The sequence below is a fragment of the Streptosporangium amethystogenes genome (assembly GCF_000721075.1).
Lineage (GTDB): Bacteria > Actinomycetota > Actinomycetes > Streptosporangiales > Streptosporangiaceae > Streptosporangium > Streptosporangium amethystogenes.
Genome location: NZ_JOEQ01000001.1, coordinates 242,903 through 259,269 on the forward strand (window position 1 = coordinate 242,903; position 16,367 = coordinate 259,269).

17 protein-coding genes are annotated in these 16,367 nt (G+C 70.0%); 4 read left to right on the forward strand and 13 right to left on the reverse strand.

The genetic code is table 11. The features are described from left to right. Positions 1 to 69: 69 nt before the first annotated feature. The 13 genes from dapB to rimP form a co-directional block, all read right to left on the reverse strand. The gene (gene dapB / locus IG98_RS0101095; RefSeq protein ID WP_030904190.1) at positions 70 to 807 is read right to left on the reverse strand and encodes a 4-hydroxy-tetrahydrodipicolinate reductase; all 738 of its coding nucleotides are present in this window, start codon (positions 805 to 807) and stop codon (positions 70 to 72) included. Positions 808 to 943: 136 nt separating this feature from the next. After that, positions 944 to 2,257, reverse strand: coding sequence for a M16 family metallopeptidase (locus IG98_RS0101100; RefSeq protein WP_030904192.1), 1,314 nt, complete (start codon positions 2,255 to 2,257; stop codon positions 944 to 946). Further along, the gene (locus IG98_RS0101105; RefSeq protein ID WP_030904194.1) at positions 2,257 to 4,593 is read right to left on the reverse strand and encodes a polyribonucleotide nucleotidyltransferase; all 2,337 of its coding nucleotides are present in this window, start codon (positions 4,591 to 4,593) and stop codon (positions 2,257 to 2,259) included. The genes IG98_RS0101100 and IG98_RS0101105 overlap by 1 nt, the downstream gene beginning before the upstream one ends. 319 nt (positions 4,594 to 4,912) lie before the next feature. Further along, positions 4,913 to 5,182: a 30S ribosomal protein S15 gene (gene rpsO / locus IG98_RS0101110; RefSeq protein ID WP_030904195.1), complete on the reverse strand. Its 270-nt coding sequence runs from the start codon at positions 5,180 to 5,182 to the stop codon at positions 4,913 to 4,915. Between the two features lie 249 nt (positions 5,183 to 5,431). Continuing rightward, on the reverse strand, positions 5,432 to 6,385 hold the full coding sequence (locus IG98_RS0101115; RefSeq protein WP_084195058.1) for a bifunctional riboflavin kinase/FAD synthetase: 954 nt from the start codon (positions 6,383 to 6,385) through the stop codon (positions 5,432 to 5,434). A gap of 135 nt (positions 6,386 to 6,520) precedes the next feature. Then, a complete protein-coding gene (truB, locus tag IG98_RS0101120) occupies positions 6,521 to 7,420 on the reverse strand; it encodes a tRNA pseudouridine(55) synthase TruB (protein WP_030904197.1) in 900 nt (299 codons plus the stop codon). A gap of 33 nt (positions 7,421 to 7,453) precedes the next feature. Further along, entirely contained in the window at positions 7,454 to 8,449 is a 996-nt protein-coding gene (locus IG98_RS0101125) for a DHH family phosphoesterase (protein WP_030904198.1), read from the reverse strand. Continuing rightward, entirely contained in the window at positions 8,449 to 8,931 is a 483-nt protein-coding gene (rbfA, locus tag IG98_RS0101130; protein ID WP_030904199.1) for a 30S ribosome-binding factor RbfA, read from the reverse strand. Before rbfA ends, IG98_RS0101125 begins: the two co-directional genes overlap by 1 nt. 67 nt (positions 8,932 to 8,998) lie before the next feature. Continuing rightward, positions 8,999 to 9,298, reverse strand: a complete 300-nt coding sequence (locus IG98_RS0101135; protein WP_030904200.1) for a DUF503 domain-containing protein — start codon at positions 9,296 to 9,298, stop codon at positions 8,999 to 9,001. A 109-nt stretch (positions 9,299 to 9,407) separates the two neighbouring features. Then, positions 9,408 to 12,560, reverse strand: coding sequence for a translation initiation factor IF-2 (infB, locus tag IG98_RS46475; protein WP_051751322.1), 3,153 nt, complete (start codon positions 12,558 to 12,560; stop codon positions 9,408 to 9,410). Positions 12,561 to 12,703: 143 nt separating this feature from the next. Beyond that, a complete protein-coding gene (locus IG98_RS48285; RefSeq protein ID WP_084195059.1) occupies positions 12,704 to 13,006 on the reverse strand; it encodes a YlxR family protein in 303 nt (100 codons plus the stop codon). After that, positions 12,990 to 13,997 carry a transcription termination factor NusA gene (nusA, locus tag IG98_RS0101145; RefSeq protein WP_030904202.1) on the reverse strand — a complete coding sequence of 336 codons (1,008 nt, stop codon included), beginning with the start codon at positions 13,995 to 13,997 and terminating at the stop codon, positions 12,990 to 12,992. Before nusA ends, IG98_RS48285 begins: the two co-directional genes overlap by 17 nt. A 12-nt stretch (positions 13,998 to 14,009) precedes the next feature. Next, entirely contained in the window at positions 14,010 to 14,510 is a 501-nt protein-coding gene (gene rimP / locus IG98_RS0101150; RefSeq protein WP_030904203.1) for a ribosome maturation factor RimP, read from the reverse strand. Positions 14,511 to 14,702: 192 nt separating this feature from the next. Here rimP and IG98_RS48020 point away from each other — a divergent pair, with 192 nt between their 5' ends. The 4 genes from IG98_RS48020 to IG98_RS0101165 all read left to right on the forward strand — a co-directional run bounded on the left by IG98_RS48020 (position 14,703) and on the right by IG98_RS0101165 (position 16,298). Then, complete coding sequence (locus IG98_RS48020) at positions 14,703 to 15,188, forward strand: hypothetical protein (RefSeq protein WP_030904204.1); 486 nt, start codon at positions 14,703 to 14,705, stop codon at positions 15,186 to 15,188. Continuing rightward, positions 15,185 to 15,643: a ferritin-like domain-containing protein gene (locus IG98_RS0101160; protein ID WP_030904205.1), complete on the forward strand. Its 459-nt coding sequence runs from the start codon at positions 15,185 to 15,187 to the stop codon at positions 15,641 to 15,643. The genes IG98_RS48020 and IG98_RS0101160 overlap by 4 nt, the downstream gene beginning before the upstream one ends. A 183-nt stretch (positions 15,644 to 15,826) precedes the next feature. Beyond that, positions 15,827 to 16,021 (forward strand): DUF4236 domain-containing protein, encoded by a 195-nt coding sequence (locus tag IG98_RS48290; protein ID WP_084195060.1) that lies wholly within the window; start codon positions 15,827 to 15,829, stop codon positions 16,019 to 16,021. A gap of 73 nt (positions 16,022 to 16,094) precedes the next feature. Then, positions 16,095 to 16,298 carry a DUF4236 domain-containing protein gene (locus tag IG98_RS0101165; RefSeq protein WP_030904206.1) on the forward strand — a complete coding sequence of 68 codons (204 nt, stop codon included), beginning with the start codon at positions 16,095 to 16,097 and terminating at the stop codon, positions 16,296 to 16,298. Positions 16,299 to 16,367 lie beyond the last annotated feature (69 nt).

Below are 16,367 nucleotides of genomic sequence, written 5' to 3' on the forward strand. Positions count from 1 at the left end.
CCTCGGGCTCGGAGGTCATGTGCCTCCGGGCCCCGCGCCGGAGCGACGCGACAGGGAGCGGCTCGCCCGTCAGAGATCGAGAAGGGGCTCCAGGCCGACGGTCAGGCCGGGGAGCTCGCGGACCCGGCGCACGCCCAGGAGCACGCCGGGGGTGAACGACGAGCGGTTCATCGTGTCGTGGCGGATGGTCAGGATCTCACCGGCGCCGCCCAGGATGACCTCCTGATGGGCGATGAGCCCGGCCAGCCGTACCGCGTGCACCCGCACCCCGTCGACGTCGGCGCCACGGGCCCCGTCCAGCTCCGTGCTGGTGGCGTCGGGCATCGGCGCGGAACCCGCCTTACGCCGGGCCTCGGCGATCAGCTCGGCGGTGTGGCGGGCGGTGCCCGAGGGCGCGTCCGCCTTGTTGGGGTGGTGCAGCTCGACGATCTCGGCGGACTCGAAGTAGCGGGCGGCCCGCTGGGCGAAGTTCATCATGAGCACCGCCGCGATGCCGAAGTTGGGGGCGATCAGCGCGTTGACGCCCGGGTTGGCGTCCAGCCAGCCCCTGACCGTCGCCAGCCGCCCGGCGTCGAAGCCCGTGGTGCCGACCACCGGGTGGACGCCGTGGGAGATGCACCACTTGAGGTTGTCCATGACGACGTCGGGGTGGGTGAAGTCGACCACCACCTCGGCGCGCTCCAGCTCCTCGATCGGGTCGCCCTGGTCGACCGCCGCGACCAACTCCAGATCGTCCGCCGCCTCGACGGCCCTGCATACTTCGACACCGACGCGCCCTCGGGCGCCGAGAACTCCAACCCTGATCACGGCCCCAAGGCTATACCGTGCGGGCCCGCCGGACTGTCGCGGACCACCGGGTCCGGTCACGTACCGGACGGGCCGTACGCCGGAGACGCGGACGGCCCCGGCGTGGGAACGCCGGGGCCGCTCGCAGACGGGATCGTCAGCCGGCCAGAACCGCGCTGAAGTCCCTGTCCTCGTCATAGGGGCCGATGACCGCGAGGGACATCGGGCGGTTGAGGACCTCCGCGGCGACCGCGGTGATCTCCTCAGGGGTCACCGCGTCGATCCTGCCGAGCAGGTCGTCGACCGATAGCAGCTCGTCGAAGACCAGTTCGCCCTTGCCGATCCTGGACATCCGGGAGCCGGTGTCCTCCAGGCCGAGCACGAGACCGCCACGCATCTGACCCTTGCCCCGGACGATCTCCTCCTCGGTGATGCCGTCGGCGACCACGCGGAGCACCTCCTCGCGGCAGATCTTCAGCACATCGTCGATCTTCGACGGCAGACAGCCGACGTAGATGCCGAACTGACCGGTGTCGGCGAGGGCGGAGGTGTAGGAGTAGGCCGAGTAGGCGAGGCCCCTCTTCTCCCTGATCTCCTGGAACAGCCGCGACGACATGCCGCCGCCGAGCGCCGCGTTGAGCACGCCGAGCGCGAAGCGACGATCGTCGGTGCGGGTCAGCGCGGTCGTACCGAGGACCAGGTTGGCCTGCTCGGTCGGCCGGTGCACCACCCGGGTACCCGAGCGGGCCTCGACACCGGGCCCCGACACGCGCGGGGGAACCGGCGAGGCGTCCCCGCCCAGGGCCCCCGCCCGCTCGTAGGCCGCGGCGACCATGGCCACGACCCGCTCGTGGTCGATGTTGCCCGCCACCGACACCACGGTGTGGGTGGGCAGGTAGTAGCGCCGGTAGTACTCGGCGATCCGGTCGCGGGTGACCGCGGTGATCGAGTCGACGGTGCCGAGGATCGGTCTGCCGACGGGCGTGTCGCCGTACAGTTCGGCGGAGAACTGCTCGTGCACCACGTCGGAGGGGTCGTCGTCGTGCATGGCGATCTCCTCCAGGATCACGCCACGCTCGGCCTCGACGTCCTCACCGGTGATGAGCGAGGAGGTCACCACATCGGCGAGCACGTCGATCGCCACCCGCAGGTCCTCGTCGAGGACCCGCGCGTAGTAGCAGGTGTACTCCTTGGCGGTGAAGGCGTTGATCTCGCCGCCGATGCCCTCGATGGCCGCGGAGATCTCCAGCGCGTCCCGCGTGGGGGTCCCCTTGAACAGCAGGTGCTCAAGGAAGTGGGAGGAGCCCATGTGCTGGGGGGACTCGTCTCTCGATCCGATGCCGACCCACATGCCGACCGCGACGGAACGCACGGTCGGCATGGACTCGGTCACCACCCGGAGCCCACCGGGGAGGACGGTGCGCTTCACCACCCCGGCGCCGTCCTTACCGGGGTGCAGAGTGGTGGTGATCACGAGTTGCGGTCTTCCCCTCCGCCACGGTTACCGCTGCCGCTGCTGCTGCTGCGGGTACGGGTGCGGCGGGGCCGCTCCTCGCGCGGCCGGTCGTCGGCGGGCGCCTCGGCCTGCGGGGCCGCCGAGGTGTCGGAGTCACCGGCCTCGGTCTTGGCCGCGGCCTCCTTCTCGATGACCTCGACGGGCACCAGGGAGAGCTTGCCGCGCGAGTCGATCTCGGCGATCTCCACCTGGACCTTCTCACCGACGTTCATGACGTCCTCGACGTTCTCGATGCGCTTGCCGCCGTGCAGCTTGCGGATCTGGGAGACGTGCAGGAGACCGTCCTTGCCCGGCATGAGGGAGACGAAGGCGCCGAAGGCCGCGATCTTGACGACCGTGCCCAGGTAGCGCTCGCCGACCTCCGGCATGTGCGGGTTCGCGATGGCGTTGATCGCCGACCTGGCCGCCTCGGCGGACGGGCCGTCGGTGGCGCCGATGTAGATGGTTCCGTCGTCCTCAAGGGTGATCTCGGCGCCGGTGTCGTCCTGGATCTGGTTGATCATCTTGCCCTTCGGGCCGATGACCTCTCCGATCTTGTCCACCGGAATCTTGATCGTGATGATGCGCGGGGCCGTGACGTTCATCTCCGCCGGGGAGTCGATCGCCTCCTGCATCACGTCGATGATGGCCAGGCGGGCACCCTTGGCCTGCTTCAGCGCGGCCGCCAGCACGGACGCCGGAATGCCGTCCAGCTTGGTGTCGAGCTGGAGCGCGGTGATGACGTCCTTGGTGCCGGCGACCTTGAAGTCCATGTCGCCCATGGCGTCCTCGGCCCCGAGGATGTCGGTCAGCGTGACGTACTGGTCACCCTCGTTGATGAGCCCCATCGCGATGCCCGCGACGATGCCCTTGAGCGGGACACCCGCGTCGAGCAGCGCCATCGTCGAGGCGCAGACCGACCCCATGGAGGTCGAGCCGTTGGAACCCAGCGCCTCGGAGACCTGACGGATCGCGTAGGGGAACTCCTCGCGCAGCGGCAGGACGGGCAGCAGCGCCCGCTCGGCGAGCGCGCCGTGGCCGATCTCGCGCCGCTTGGGAGAACCCACCCGGCCGGTCTCGCCGGTGGAGTAGGGCGGGAAGTTGTAGTTGTGCATGTAGCGCTTGGTGCGCTCGGGGTTGAGCGTGTCGATCATCTGCTCCATGCGCAGCATGTTGAGGGTGGTGATGCCCAGGATCTGGGTCTCACCGCGCTCGAACAGGGCCGAACCGTGCACCCGGGGCACGACGTGGACCTCGGCGCTGAGCTGCCTGATGTCCTTGACGCCGCGGCCGTCGATACGGACGCCCTCGGCGATGACGCGCTCGCGCATGAGCTTCTTGGTCAGCGACCTGAAGGCGGCGCTGATCTCCTTCTCGCGGCCCTCGAAGTCGGGTCCGACCTTCTCCAGCGCCAGGGCCTTGACCCGGTCGAGCTCGGTCTCGCGCTCCTGCTTGCCCGCGATGGTCAGCGCGGCGGCGAGCTCGCTCTTCACCGCACCGGTCACGGCCTCCAGGACGTCGTCCTGGTAGTCGAGGAAGAGCGGGTACTCGGCGGTCTCCTTGGCGGCGACCTTCGCGACCTTGGCCTGCGCCTCACAGAGCACCTTGATGAACGGCTTGGAAGCCTCCAGGCCCTGCGCCACGGTCTCCTCGGTCGGCGCCATGGCCCCCTCGGCGACGAGCTTGAGCGTGTCGCGGGTGGACTCGGCCTCGACCATCATGATCGCGACGTCGCCGTCGTCGAGCACACGGCCCGCTACCACCATGTCGAAGGTGGCGTTCGCCAGCTCGGAGTTGGTCGGGAAGGCGACCCACTGGCCCTCGATCAGCGCGACGCGGACGCCGCCGATCGGGCCGGAGAACGGCAGCCCGGCCAGCTGGGTGGAGAGGGACGCGGCGTTGATCGCAACGACGTCGTACAGGTGTTCGGGGTGGAGCGCCATGATGGTGGCGACCACCTGGATCTCGTTGCGCAGGCCCTTGACGAACGAGGGGCGCAGCGGCCGGTCGATCAGGCGGCAGGTGAGGATGGCGTCCTCGGAGGGACGGCCCTCACGCCGGAAGAACGAGCCGGGGATGCGGCCCGCGGCGTACATCCGCTCCTCGACGTCCACCGTGAGGGGGAAGAAGTCGAGGTTCTCCTTGGGATTCTTGGACGCGGTGGTCGCGGAGAGGACCATCGTGTCGTCATCGAGGTAGACGACGGCGGAACCCGCCGCCTGGCGCGCGAGCCGCCCGGTCTCGAACCGGATGGTACGCGTGCCGAATGAGCCGTTGTCTATAACGGCTTCGCTGCTGTGGACACCCTCCACGGGGGACCTCCTTGTGGGTCGGTCGCCCGCGTCCGGCCAGACGCACGTGTCGCGCCTGGTTCGTCGTGTTGCCGGCTCCCCGTAGGTGCAGCGCCGGTCTTCGATCGAAGCGCCCGGTTCCGTATGGCTTGTGCCAAGATGACCGGGGGCCACTACCGAGGACCGGCCCTCCGACGCCGTGGGGCGCGCTTGCTTGCGGACGCGGGGCACTGTCTCGGCTATTCAGTTTGCTCACTGGGACGGCGTCTTCCTGGCGCGACGCGCCGACACAGACCCAGATGAGATGAGGGAGCGGCGCGGACGCCACTCCCTCATGACTCTATCGGCGCAGGCCGAGACGCTCGATGAGCGAACGGTAGCGCGCGATGTCCTTGCTCTGCAGGTACTTCAGCAGCCGGCGGCGGCGGCCGACGAGCAGCAGCAGACCGCGACGGCTGTGGTGGTCGTGCTTGTGCACCTTCAGGTGCTCGGTGAGCTCGCTGATGCGCTTGCTCAGCAGCGCGATCTGCACCTCGGGGGAACCGGTGTCGGTCTCACCCTTGGCGTAGTCACCGATGATCTGCTTCTTTGCGGCGGTGTCGAGCGACACTTTTCTCCTTGAACCTCTACGGGCACGCACAATTCCGACTCCCCGAACGACCGTGCGTGCCTACAGTCGCCGTGGCGAGATCAGCATCGGGATCACGAGAACACCGATTACAGAGCTGACATGCCAGGTTACCATCGGCCTCGCAGCCCCCGCACATCCTGCGGGAGCACCATGGATCCGGCCCCGTGAACCGCCGATGAACGGGCGCCCGGACCGGCCCCGGTGGCACGGGGATCTGCGCGGGAGAGATCAGCCTGTCAGGCGCCGCACCTCGTCCACGTCCGCGTGGATCTGCTCGATGAGCGCCTCGATCGAGTCGAACCTGGTGTTGCCGCGGAGCCTCGGCCCGAAGTCGACGGCCACGTGCGCGCCGTAGAGGTCGAGGTCGTCACGGTCGAGCGCGTACGCCTCGACGGTGCGGGGCACACCCTCGAAGGTCGGGTTGGTGCCCACGGAGATCGCCGCGGGCCAGCGCTCGCCGCCGTACGCGGCGGGCAGGTTGCCGGTCTCGACGCCCTGCAGCCAGCCGGCGTAGACGCCGTCGGCGGGGATCGCGGTGAACTCCGGCGACTCCAGGTTGGCCGTCGGGAAACCGAGCTGCCGGCCGCGCTGGTAGCCGCGGACCACCACCCCCTCGACCCGGTGCGGGCGGCCGAGCGTCAGCCTGACCGCCTCCATGTCGCCGGAGGCGATCTGCTCGCGGATCAGCGTGGAGGAGATCGTCTCACCATCGCTGACCAGCGGGACCGCCTCGGCCACGAAGTCGTACTTCTCGCCGAGGGTGCGCAGCGTCTCCACGTCACCGGAGGCCTTGTGGCCGAAGCGGAAGTTCTCCCCCACCACGACCCCGGCGGCGTGCAGCCGGTCGACGAGCACGGTCTGTACGAACTCGTCGGGGCTCATCTGGGAGAACTCCAGGGTGAACGGCAGGACGCACACCGCGTCGACCCCCAGCCCGGCCAGAAGCTCGGTGCGGTGCCTGGCCGTCGTCAGCCTCGGAGGGTGCGTGCCGGGCCGCACCACCTCCTCCGGATGCGGGTCGAAGGTCACCACCACCGAGGGCACTCCAAGATCCGCGGCCATCGCGACGGCTCTAGCCACCATCTGCTGATGCCCGCGGTGAACGCCGTCGAAGACGCCGATCGTGACGACGGACCTGCCCCAGTCCTCGGGCACGTCGTCCAATCCGTGCCAGCCTCGCACCGCAGCCTCTTCCCCTTGTAGCGGATCGACCCCTAAAGCCTGCCATGCTCTTGGACCTTCTCCCCAATCGGGGAGCCCCTTGACGTCGACGTGCCCCCTGACGTCGGTCGAAGGCGCACCCACCACGTACGGCCGTCAGGGGACGAACACCGCCAGGGACTTGGCGATCTTGTCGTGCTCCTCCACCAGTGCCACCAGCGTGCCGTCGGGGCCGAACACCCCGATGGGTCCGTCTCCCATGCCCAGCGCGGGAAGCCGTCCACCGTGCGCGACGGAGCCCGCCTCCGCCGCGGTCACGTCCCGGCGGGGGAAGGCCGCCGCGACGGCGTCGGCCATCGGCAGGATCACGCACTCGGCGGCGAGCCCCTCCAGGGTGTGGGCCGCCGACAGGTCGTAGGGGCCCACCCGGGTACGGCGCAGGGCGGTCAGGTGGCCTCCGACGCCCAGGCCGGCGCCCAGGTCGCGGGCGAGCGCGCGGATATAGGTGCCGCTGGAGCAGGAGACCGAGGCGTCGACGTCGACGAGGTCACCGTGCCGTCGCACCGCGGTGATCTCGAAACCCGACACGGTCACCGGGCGCGGCTTGAGCGCGACCTCCTCCCCCGCCCTGGCTCGCTTGTAGGCCCGTTCGCCGTTCACCTTGATGGCGCTGACCTGCGGCGGGATCTGCATGATCGGACCGGTCAGCGCGGCGACCCCCGTGCGGACATCCTCATCGGTGACACCAGCCGCCGACGCCGTAGCGATGATCTCCCCTTCGGCGTCGTCGGTGTTGGTGGCCTGGCCGAGGCGGATCGTGGCGTCGTAGCCCTTCTCGGTGAGCGCGAGATGGCCGAGCAGGCGGGTGGCCTTCTCGACGCCGACCACCAGCACTCCGGTGGCCATCGGGTCGAGGGTGCCCGCGTGGCCGACCTTGCGGGTGCCCGCGATACCGCGGAGCTTGGCCACGACATCGTGCGAGGTCCACTCGGCGGGCTTGTCAACGATGATCAGCCCGCTCGGCGGCGGGATGCGCTTGGCGCGAGCCGTGCTCAATGGGATTCCTTTGACAGATGTGTCAGGAGAGTTCTACAGCAGTGCCCGGAGACTGGCGATCGTCTCCTCGACGGGCAGGTGGGAGGTGAAACCCGCCGCCTTGGCGTGCCCGCCGCCGCCCAGTTCGGCACAGACGCGTGAGACGTCCACCCCGCCCTTGGAGCGCGTCGAGACCTGCCAGGCGCCCTCGTCGTCCTCCTTGAGGATCGCGGCGACATCCGCCTCGTCGGTGCGCCGGACCACGTCGATGATCCCCTCCACCTCGTCGTACGGCAGCCCGTGCGCGGCCCGGTCGGCCCGGGTGACGAACGTCCAGACCAGGCCGCCGCCCACCTCGGGCTCCAGCCGAACCCGCTCCAGCGCGGCACCGAGCACCTTCAGGTAGCCGAACGGGGAGCGGTCCCACAGCTCACGGGCGATCTGCGCGGGGTCAAGCCCGCATGCCACCAGCCGAGCGGCCATGGCATGTGCCCGCGGGGTGGTGGAGGAGTGCCGGAACGAGCCGGTGTCGGTGACGAGCCCGACGTACAGGCAGGTCGCGATGGCCCCGTCGATCGGCAGGCCGAGCCTGCGGATCAACTCCTCGGCGAGCACGGCGGTGGCGGCGGCGGCGGGATCGATCAGGTTGAGCGTGCCGAACCCGAGGTTGGACGGGTGGTGGTCCAGCACGATCAGCTCTCGCGCCCTGACCGCGTTTCCGGCCAGCGTGCCAAGACGCTCGACGGTGGGGACGTCGAAGGTGACCATCACCTCCGGCACCGCGGGATAGCGCGCGGGGTCGGTCAGCAGGTCCTGCCCCGGCAGGAAGCGGAGCAGCCTGGGCACCTGGAAACTCCGGTCGCCGAAGGACGCGGTGACCCGCTTGCCCGCCGCGCGCAGCGCGAGCCCGACGGCCAGTGTGGAGCCGAGCGCGTCACCGTCGGGCGAGACATGACAGGCCAGCGCGACCTCGTCCGCGGCAGAGATGAGCTCGACGGCCCGGTCCCAGTCTTGGCCGGAGACCGGGCCGTCGTCACGCGGATCGGGCATCACGTCGCGGAGCGTCCCGCACGCTCCGAGGATTCGTCCTCTTCGTCCTCAAAGTCGTGGTCCCTGTCCTCGGGCTTGCGGTAGGGGTCGGCGTCCCCCGCGTGCAGGGCCCCCTCGGCCCGCTTGGCGATCTCCACGTCCCTGGCCTTCGCCTCGGCGAGCAGGTCCTCCAGGTGACGGGCGGTGTCCGGGAGCGGGTCGTGGGTGAACGTCAGCGTCGGCGTGTGCCGCAGACCCGTCTGGCGGCCCACCTCCGAACGAATGAGCCCCTTGGCGCTCTCCAGCGCCAGGGCGGAGTCGGCTCGCTCCGCCTCAGAGCCGAAAACGGTGTAGAACACCGTGGCGTCGCTCAGGTCGTTGGTGATCCGCGTGTCCGTCACGGTCACGAACCCCAGCCTGGGGTCCTTGATCCGGCGCTCCAGCATCTCCGCCACGACCTGCTGGATCCGGTCGGCGATCTTGCGTGCTCGTGCGGCGTCCATAGCTCCCCCCTTCTTGTGGGAACGGCCGGAGCGGGAGGGGTGTCTCCGCCGCCGACCGTCTCCACACCTAGTCTTCGTCCTCGTTGTAGAGCCGGTGTCTGGCGGACAGCAACTCGATCTCCGGGCGGAAGGCGATCAGCCGCTCGCAGTCGTCCAGCACCGCACCGCAGTTGGCGGCGGTGGCGGAGACGACCGCGATCCCGATCTCGGTACGGCGGTGCAGATCGAGATGACCGGTCTCCGCCACGGCCACACCGGGGAACCGTCGCTGTACCTCGGCGACGATGGGACGCACCACCGAGCGCTTCTGCTTCAGCGAGTGGACCTCGCCGAGCAGGATGTCCAATGTCAGGGCACCTACATACATAGTGGATCACCCGCCACGATCGTCACTGTGGCCCCTCCGGGGCGGGCCGCCCGCCGGCCGCCCCAGAAGGGGCGGCCGGCGGGACGGTCCTGCTGCCCTGTCCGGGGCATCAGACGCGCGGCTTCTCCCGCATCTCGAAGGTCTCGATGACGTCATCGATCTTGATGTCGCTGTAGCCGACACCGATACCGCACTCGTACCCTTCGCGCACCTCGGTCGCGTCGTCCTTGAAACGGCGCAGCGAGGAGACGGTGAGGTTGTCGGAGATGACGACCCCGCCGCGGATGATCCGGGCCTTGCTGTTGCGGACGATCGTGCCCGAACGGACCAGCGCACCGGCGATGTTGCCGATCTTCGGCACCTTGAAGACCTCGCGGACTTCGGCGGTGCCCATCTGGACCTCTTCGAACTCCGGCTTGAGCATGCCCTTGAGGGCCGCCTCGATCTCCTCGATCGCCTGGTAGATGACCGAGTAGTAGCGGATGTCGACGCCCTCGCGCTCGGCCAGATCGCGCGCCCTGACCTCGGGACGCACGTTGAAGCCGATGATGACCGCGTTGTCGTCGGCGACCGCCAGGTTGACGTCGTACTCGGTGATCGCACCGACGGCGCGGTGGAGCACCCGCAGGCGCACCTCGTCACCGACGTCGATCTTGAGCAGCGCGTCTTCCAGAGCCTCGACGGAACCGGAGACGTCACCCTTGATGATGAGCTTGAGCTCGTCGACCTGGCCCTTCTCCATCTCGCTGAAGAGCTCTTCGAGGGTGCGGCGACGGCCGGACTTGGCCATGTCCGCGATGCGCTTGCGCGCCGCGCGCTGCTGGGCGATCTGGCGTGCCATCCGGTCGTCGGTGACGACGATGAAGTTGTCACCGGCACCCGGCACCGCGGTCAGACCGAGGACCGCCACCGGACGGGACGGGTCGGCCTCGGTGATCGCCTCGCCCTTGTCGTCGAGCATCGCCCGGACGCGGCCGAAGGCCTCGCCACAGACGATCGAGTCGCCGACCCGGAGCGTGCCGCGCTGGACCAGCACGGTCGCGACCGGACCGCGGCCCTTGTCGAGGTGGGCCTCGATGGCGACGCCCTGCGCGTCCATCGTGTCGTTGGCCCGCAGGTCGAGCTCGGCGTCCGCGGTGAGCAGGATGGCCTCGAGAAGGTTCTCGATGCCGGTCCCGTTCTTGGCGGAGATGTCGACGAACATCGTGGTGCCGCCGTACTCCTCGGCGACCAGGCCGTACTCGGTGAGCTGGGCGCGCACCTTGCTCGGGTCCGCCCCCTCCTTGTCGACCTTGTTCACCGCGACGACGATCGGCACGTCGGCCGCCTGGGCGTGGTTGAGCGCCTCGATGGTCTGCGGCTTCACACCGTCGTCGGCCGCGACGACCAGGACGGCGATGTCGGTCACCTTGGCACCTCGGGCACGCATGGCGGTGAACGCCTCGTGACCCGGGGTGTCGATGAAGGTGATCTTCCGGTCCTCGCCCTCGTGCTCGGTGGCGATCTGGTAGGCACCGATGTGCTGGGTGATGCCACCCGCCTCCTGCGCCACCTCGTTGGTGTTGCGGATGGCGTCGAGCAGCTTGGTCTTACCGTGGTCGACGTGACCCATGACGGTCACCACCGGCGGGCGCGCGACCAGGTCGGACTCGTCGCCCTCGTCCTCGCCGAACTCGATGTCGAAGGTCTCCAGGAGCTCGCGGTCCTCCTCCTCCGGGCTGACCACAAGCAGGTTGTAGTCGAGCTCGGCGGCCAGAAGCTGGAGCGTCTCCTCGTTGACCGACTGCGTGGCGGTCACCATCTCGCCCAGGTGCAGCATGATCTGCACCAGGGACGCCGGGATCGCGCCGATCTTGTCGGCGAAGTCCGACAGGGAGGCGCCACGCGACAGGCGGATCGTCTGCCCGTTGCCGCGAGGAGCCTGCACGCCACCGATCGCCGGGGCCTGCATGTTGTCGAACTCTTGACGCCGCTGGCGCTTGGACTTGCGACCGCGGGTCGGACGTCCGCCGGGACGGCCGAACGCGCCCGCGGTGCCTCCACCGCGGCCACGGCCACCGCCACCGGGACGGCCGGCGAAACCGCCGCCACCGCCACCGGGACCACCGGTTCCGGTACCGGGACGACCAGCGCCGCCACCGCCACCCGGACGGCCGGCGAAACCGCCGCCACCACCGGGGCGACCAGCGCCGCCACCGGGACGACCAGCGCCGCCACCGGGACGACCGGCACCCGCGCCGCCACCGGGACGACCAGCGCCGCCACCGGGACCGGCGGGCCGGCCCTGCGGCATCATCATCGGGCTGGGACGCGGACCACCGGGACGCGGACCACCGGGGCCACCCGCGCCGCCACCGGGACGCGGGCCACCCGCGCCGGGACCCGGACGCGGGCCGGCCGCACCGGGCGGACCGGAACGGGCGCCGGGCGGACGGGGACCGGCGTTGTCGCGGCTCTCGCGGGGACCGCGATCCTCACGCGGACCAGGACGCGGCCCTCTGTCGCCGGGGCCGCCGTCGCGGCCGGGACCACCGGGGCCACCGGGACCGCCGGGACGCGGCGGACGGGCCTGGCCCATGCCGCTGGCGTTCGACGAGAACGGGTTGTTGCCGGGGCGCGGACCACGCGGGCCCGGACGCGGACCCGGCTTGGGCGCACCCGCGCCGGCACCGGTCCTGGGACCCGAGGGCGCTCCGCCGGGACCACCCGAGGGACGACCCTCCGGACGTGCCTCGGGGCGCGCCGCCGGACCGGGGCGCGGAGCGGGCCGCGGACCCGGCTTGGGGCCGGAGGCCGCCGGGCGGCCGCTGTCGCTGCGGGGCGCCTCGAAGCGCGGCGGCTGCACCTGCGGCGGCTGCTGCCGCGGCGGCTGCGGAGGCTGCGCCTGCTGGGGCTCCGGCTTGGGAACGACCGGCGGGGCCTGCGGCGCGGGCGCCGCAGGACGAGCCGGTACGGGACCCGGTCGCGGTCCCGGCCGAGGGGCCGGTCCCGGTTTGGGGATGGATGCCGGCGCCGAGGAGGTGCCGTTTGGCTGGCCGTCACCCGGCCGAGGTGCCGCCTGAGGCGGCCTGGGGCCTCTGCCCCTGTCGGACGAACCCTTACTGGGGCCGCCCAGCGCTTCCGTGAGCCTGCGGACTACCGGTGCTTCGATAGTCGAGGACGCCGAACGCACGAACTCGCCCATCTCCTGGAGCTTGGCCATAACGACCTTGCTCTCCACACCGAACTCCTTGGCGAGCTCGTATACCCGGACCTTCGCCACTGCACTCCCTTGTCTCGGCCCGGGAGGCGGTGCCGCCGGACCGTCGTTACGTTGACGTACTCATCGCCGCATGCTCATCAGGCGCTCATAGCTATCTGACCAGCCCATCAAATCGGCGTCCTACATGACAGTCGGTAACCATTTCACCCGATCCTTTCAGCCTGTTGCTCTTCCAGGTGGCCACGCAGCCGCGACGGGTCGAGCGGAACCGCAACGCGAAACGCACGCGGAAACGCTCGGCGACGCTCTGCGAGTTCGAGACAGCTCAGGGTTGGATGCAGTGAAGCACCACGCCCCTGGAGCCGTCTTCGCAGGTCAGGGACTATAACGCCCTCGACCACCACCAGGCGGAGCAGCTCGGAGGAAACCGTGCGAACCCGGCACCCCACACACGTTCTCAGTGGGGCAGCCTGGCCACCATATTCCAGCTTACCGTGTGGACGCATCTGCGGAACCTGCCGCGTCCCCCGGTTGGGTGTCGGGACGGATGTCGATGCGCCAGCCGGTGAGGCGATTGGCCAGCCGGGCGTTCTGCCCCTCCTTGCCGATGGCGAGGGAGAGCTGATAGTCCGGCACGGTCACCCGCGCGGCACGGCCGTCAAAATCGATCACCTCTACATGGGAAACACGCGCCGGCGACAGGGCATTCCCCACAAACTCCGCGGGGTCCTCCGACCAGTCGATGATGTCGATCTTCTCACCGTGCAACTCGGTCATCACGTTGCGCACGCGCGAGCCCATCGGGCCGATGCAGGCGCCCTTGGCGTTCACCCCCGGCCGCCGCGACCTGACCGCGAGCTTGGTGCGGTGACCGGCCTCGCGGGCGATGGCGGCGATCTCCACCGTACCGTCGGCGATCTCCGGCACCTCCAGCGCGAAGAGCTTCTTCACCAGCCCCGGGTGGGTGCGCGACAGGGTCACCGAGGGGCCCTTGTGCCCCTTCTTGACCTGGACCACGTAACAGCGGATCCGCTCGCCGTGGACGTACTCCTCACCCGGGACCTGCTCGCTGTGCGGCAGCACCGCCTCGATCTTGCCCAGGTCGACCAGGACCACTCTCGGGTCCTTGCCCTGCTGGATGACGCCGGCCACCAGCTCGCCCTCGCGGCTGGCGAACTCCCCGAAGTTGATCTCGTCCTCGGCGTCACGGAGCTGCTGCAGGATGACCTGCTTGGCGGTGGTCGCGGCGATGCGGCTGAAGTTGCCCGGGGTGTCGTCGAACTCCCTGAGCACCTCCCCGCTCTCGTCGTCGAGTTCGGCGGCGAAGATGGTCACGTGCCCGGACTTGCGGTCGAGCTCGGCGCGCGCCTTGGCCGCCGCGCCCTCGCTCCGGAAATATGCGATCAGCAGCGCGTCCTCGATCGCCTTGACGACCAGGTCGAAGGAGATGTCCTTCTCCCGCTCCAGGCTGCGCAGGACGCTCATGTCGATGTCCACGAGGCTTCCCCCTTAGCCCTCGTCGCCGTCTTCGCCGTCGTCTTCGGCGTCGTCGAGCCGGCGGAATTCCACCTGAACCCGTCCTCGGGTCAGGTCCTCATAGTCGATGCGGCGCGGCGCGCCGTCGACGTCCAGCTCCACACCGGTCTCGTCGGTGACGACGATCCGGCCCTCCACGGCGGTGCCGTCCCTCAGGTCGGCCTTGACCAGCCTCCGCACCGCGCGGCGCCAGTGGCGCGGCTCGGTGAGCGGGCGGTCCACCCCCGGGGAGGAGACCTCCAGCACGTACGGGGTGCCTCCCATCGCGTCGTCGGCGTCCAGCGTCGCGGAGACCGCGTGGCTGACCTCCGCGACGTCGTCGAGGCTCACGCCGCCGTCACGGTCGACGACGACACGTAGCAGCCGCCTCTTGCCCGCGGGGGTGACCGTGACGTCCTCCAAGTCGAGCCCCTCGGCTCCGACGACAGGTTCCAGAAGCTTCATCAGGCGGTCGCGGGATGTGGCGTTGCCCATGCCGACCTCCCATTGTCACGATCTCAGCCGGGCGGACCTCGCCCATGCGATTAACCAGCCTATCCACACCAGGGCGTGGAAACAGCGCCACTCGGTGTGGCGGAGCCGTCCGAGAAGCGAGGTGGGTGCCATTATTCCAAGCCCGTACGATGCTAGGTGCGTCAGCTGCCGACACAGAACCGGAGGTCGTCCGTGCGTTCCGTCTCCCGGCGCGCCCTGTTGCGGGGCGGTGCTCTCGGGGTGGCGGCCGTGGCCGCCGCGGGCTGCGCCGCCGAGGAACGGGTGCCTCCGGTGGCCGAGCGCCCCGATCCCGAGACCGTGCTCCTGCGGGAGCTGATCGCGGGCAAGGAGCGGGCAGTGGCCCTGTACGCCTCGGCCGCCTCGTCCAGGCTCACGCCCTTCAGGCAGCGGCACGAGGCCCATCTGGCCGAGCTCCGCCGCCGTCTCCCGCCCGCCGCCGTCTCCGCGACGCCCACCCCCTCACCCACCTCCTCGCCCTCCGGTGGCGCGTCCACGGGCGGCAAGGCGTCGGTGCGGGCCCTTCGCGATCTGGAGCGCAGGGCGGCCGCGCTCCGTGCCCGGCAGGTCGAGGGGGCCTCGCCCCCGCTGGCCCAGCTGATCGCGTCCATCGGCGCCTGCGAGGCCGCGCACGCCCTGGCCCTGTCGAGATCGCTGTGAGGGCCGACCAGGGGCTCGGCGCGGCACTGGCGGCCGAGCACGCCGCCGTGTACGCGTACGGAGTCATCGGGGCCAGGAGCACCGGGAGGCTGCGCACCGAGATGACGGCGGCCTACAACGCCCACCGCGCCCGCCGTGACCAGCTCCGCGCCATGATCATCAAGATGGGCGGCACCCCGGCCGAGCCGACGGCGGTCTATGAGCTCCCGGTCACGCCGTCCACGGCGGCGCAGGCGGTGGATCTGGCCGTGCTGGTCGAGCGGAGGGTGACCGGCACCTACCTGGAGCTGACGGCCTCCGCCGACACGGCGCTGCGCAAGATGGCCGCGCTGGCCATGCAGGAGTGCGTCACCCGCTCCTACACCCTGCGCCCGGAGATCGACGCCTTCCCCGGCATGCCGCCCGCGCCCGCCGCCTCCCCCGGCTCCTCCCCCACGCCGACCGCCGGTGAGTGAGTTTCACCGACGGCTGTTTTCCCGGAATAAGGATTTCCCGGAGTGACGAGCTGGTCAGCGCGGTATCGACGCCTGACCACGGCCCCGGCGTTCATGAAATGAGATTCAAACCCGCTTTCGAGCATGTTTGTACGGCGGCTACCGGGTAGCTGAATCTCTGTGAAACACGCCTGAGGAGGAGCAATGGGCTGGGGATACCGGAAATCCATGAAGTTCGGTCCGTTCCGTCTTAACCTTTCGCGGAGTGGAGTGGGTCACAGCTGGGGAAACCGCGCCTTCAGAGTCACCAAGACGGCAGATGGGCGCCGCACACTGAGCGTCAACCTGCCCGGCGGATTCCACTGGCGCAAGACGATCGGCGGCGGCGCGCGTCACTGACGGGCGTTTCCCGGGAACCGTCCGCGAACGCCGGTCGTTCTTCTGACACGGCACGAGGTTCGGGGAGAGAACAATGGGCTGGGGATACAGAAAGTCGATCAAAATCGGTCCCTTCCGGATCGACCTGTCTCCACGAGGGGTCGGCCACGGCTTCGGCAATCGCAGGTTCCACATCGCGAGAACTCCCGACGGCCGCAAACACGTGACCGTCAATCTGCCCGGCGGATTCCATGTGGGCAGGACGATCGGCCGGAGTTCCCGTTACCGCCACTACTGAGACGGGACCGCGGACATGAAGGGGCGGCCCACCCGCGCGGGTGGGCCGCCCCTTCATGTGCGGCGGCAC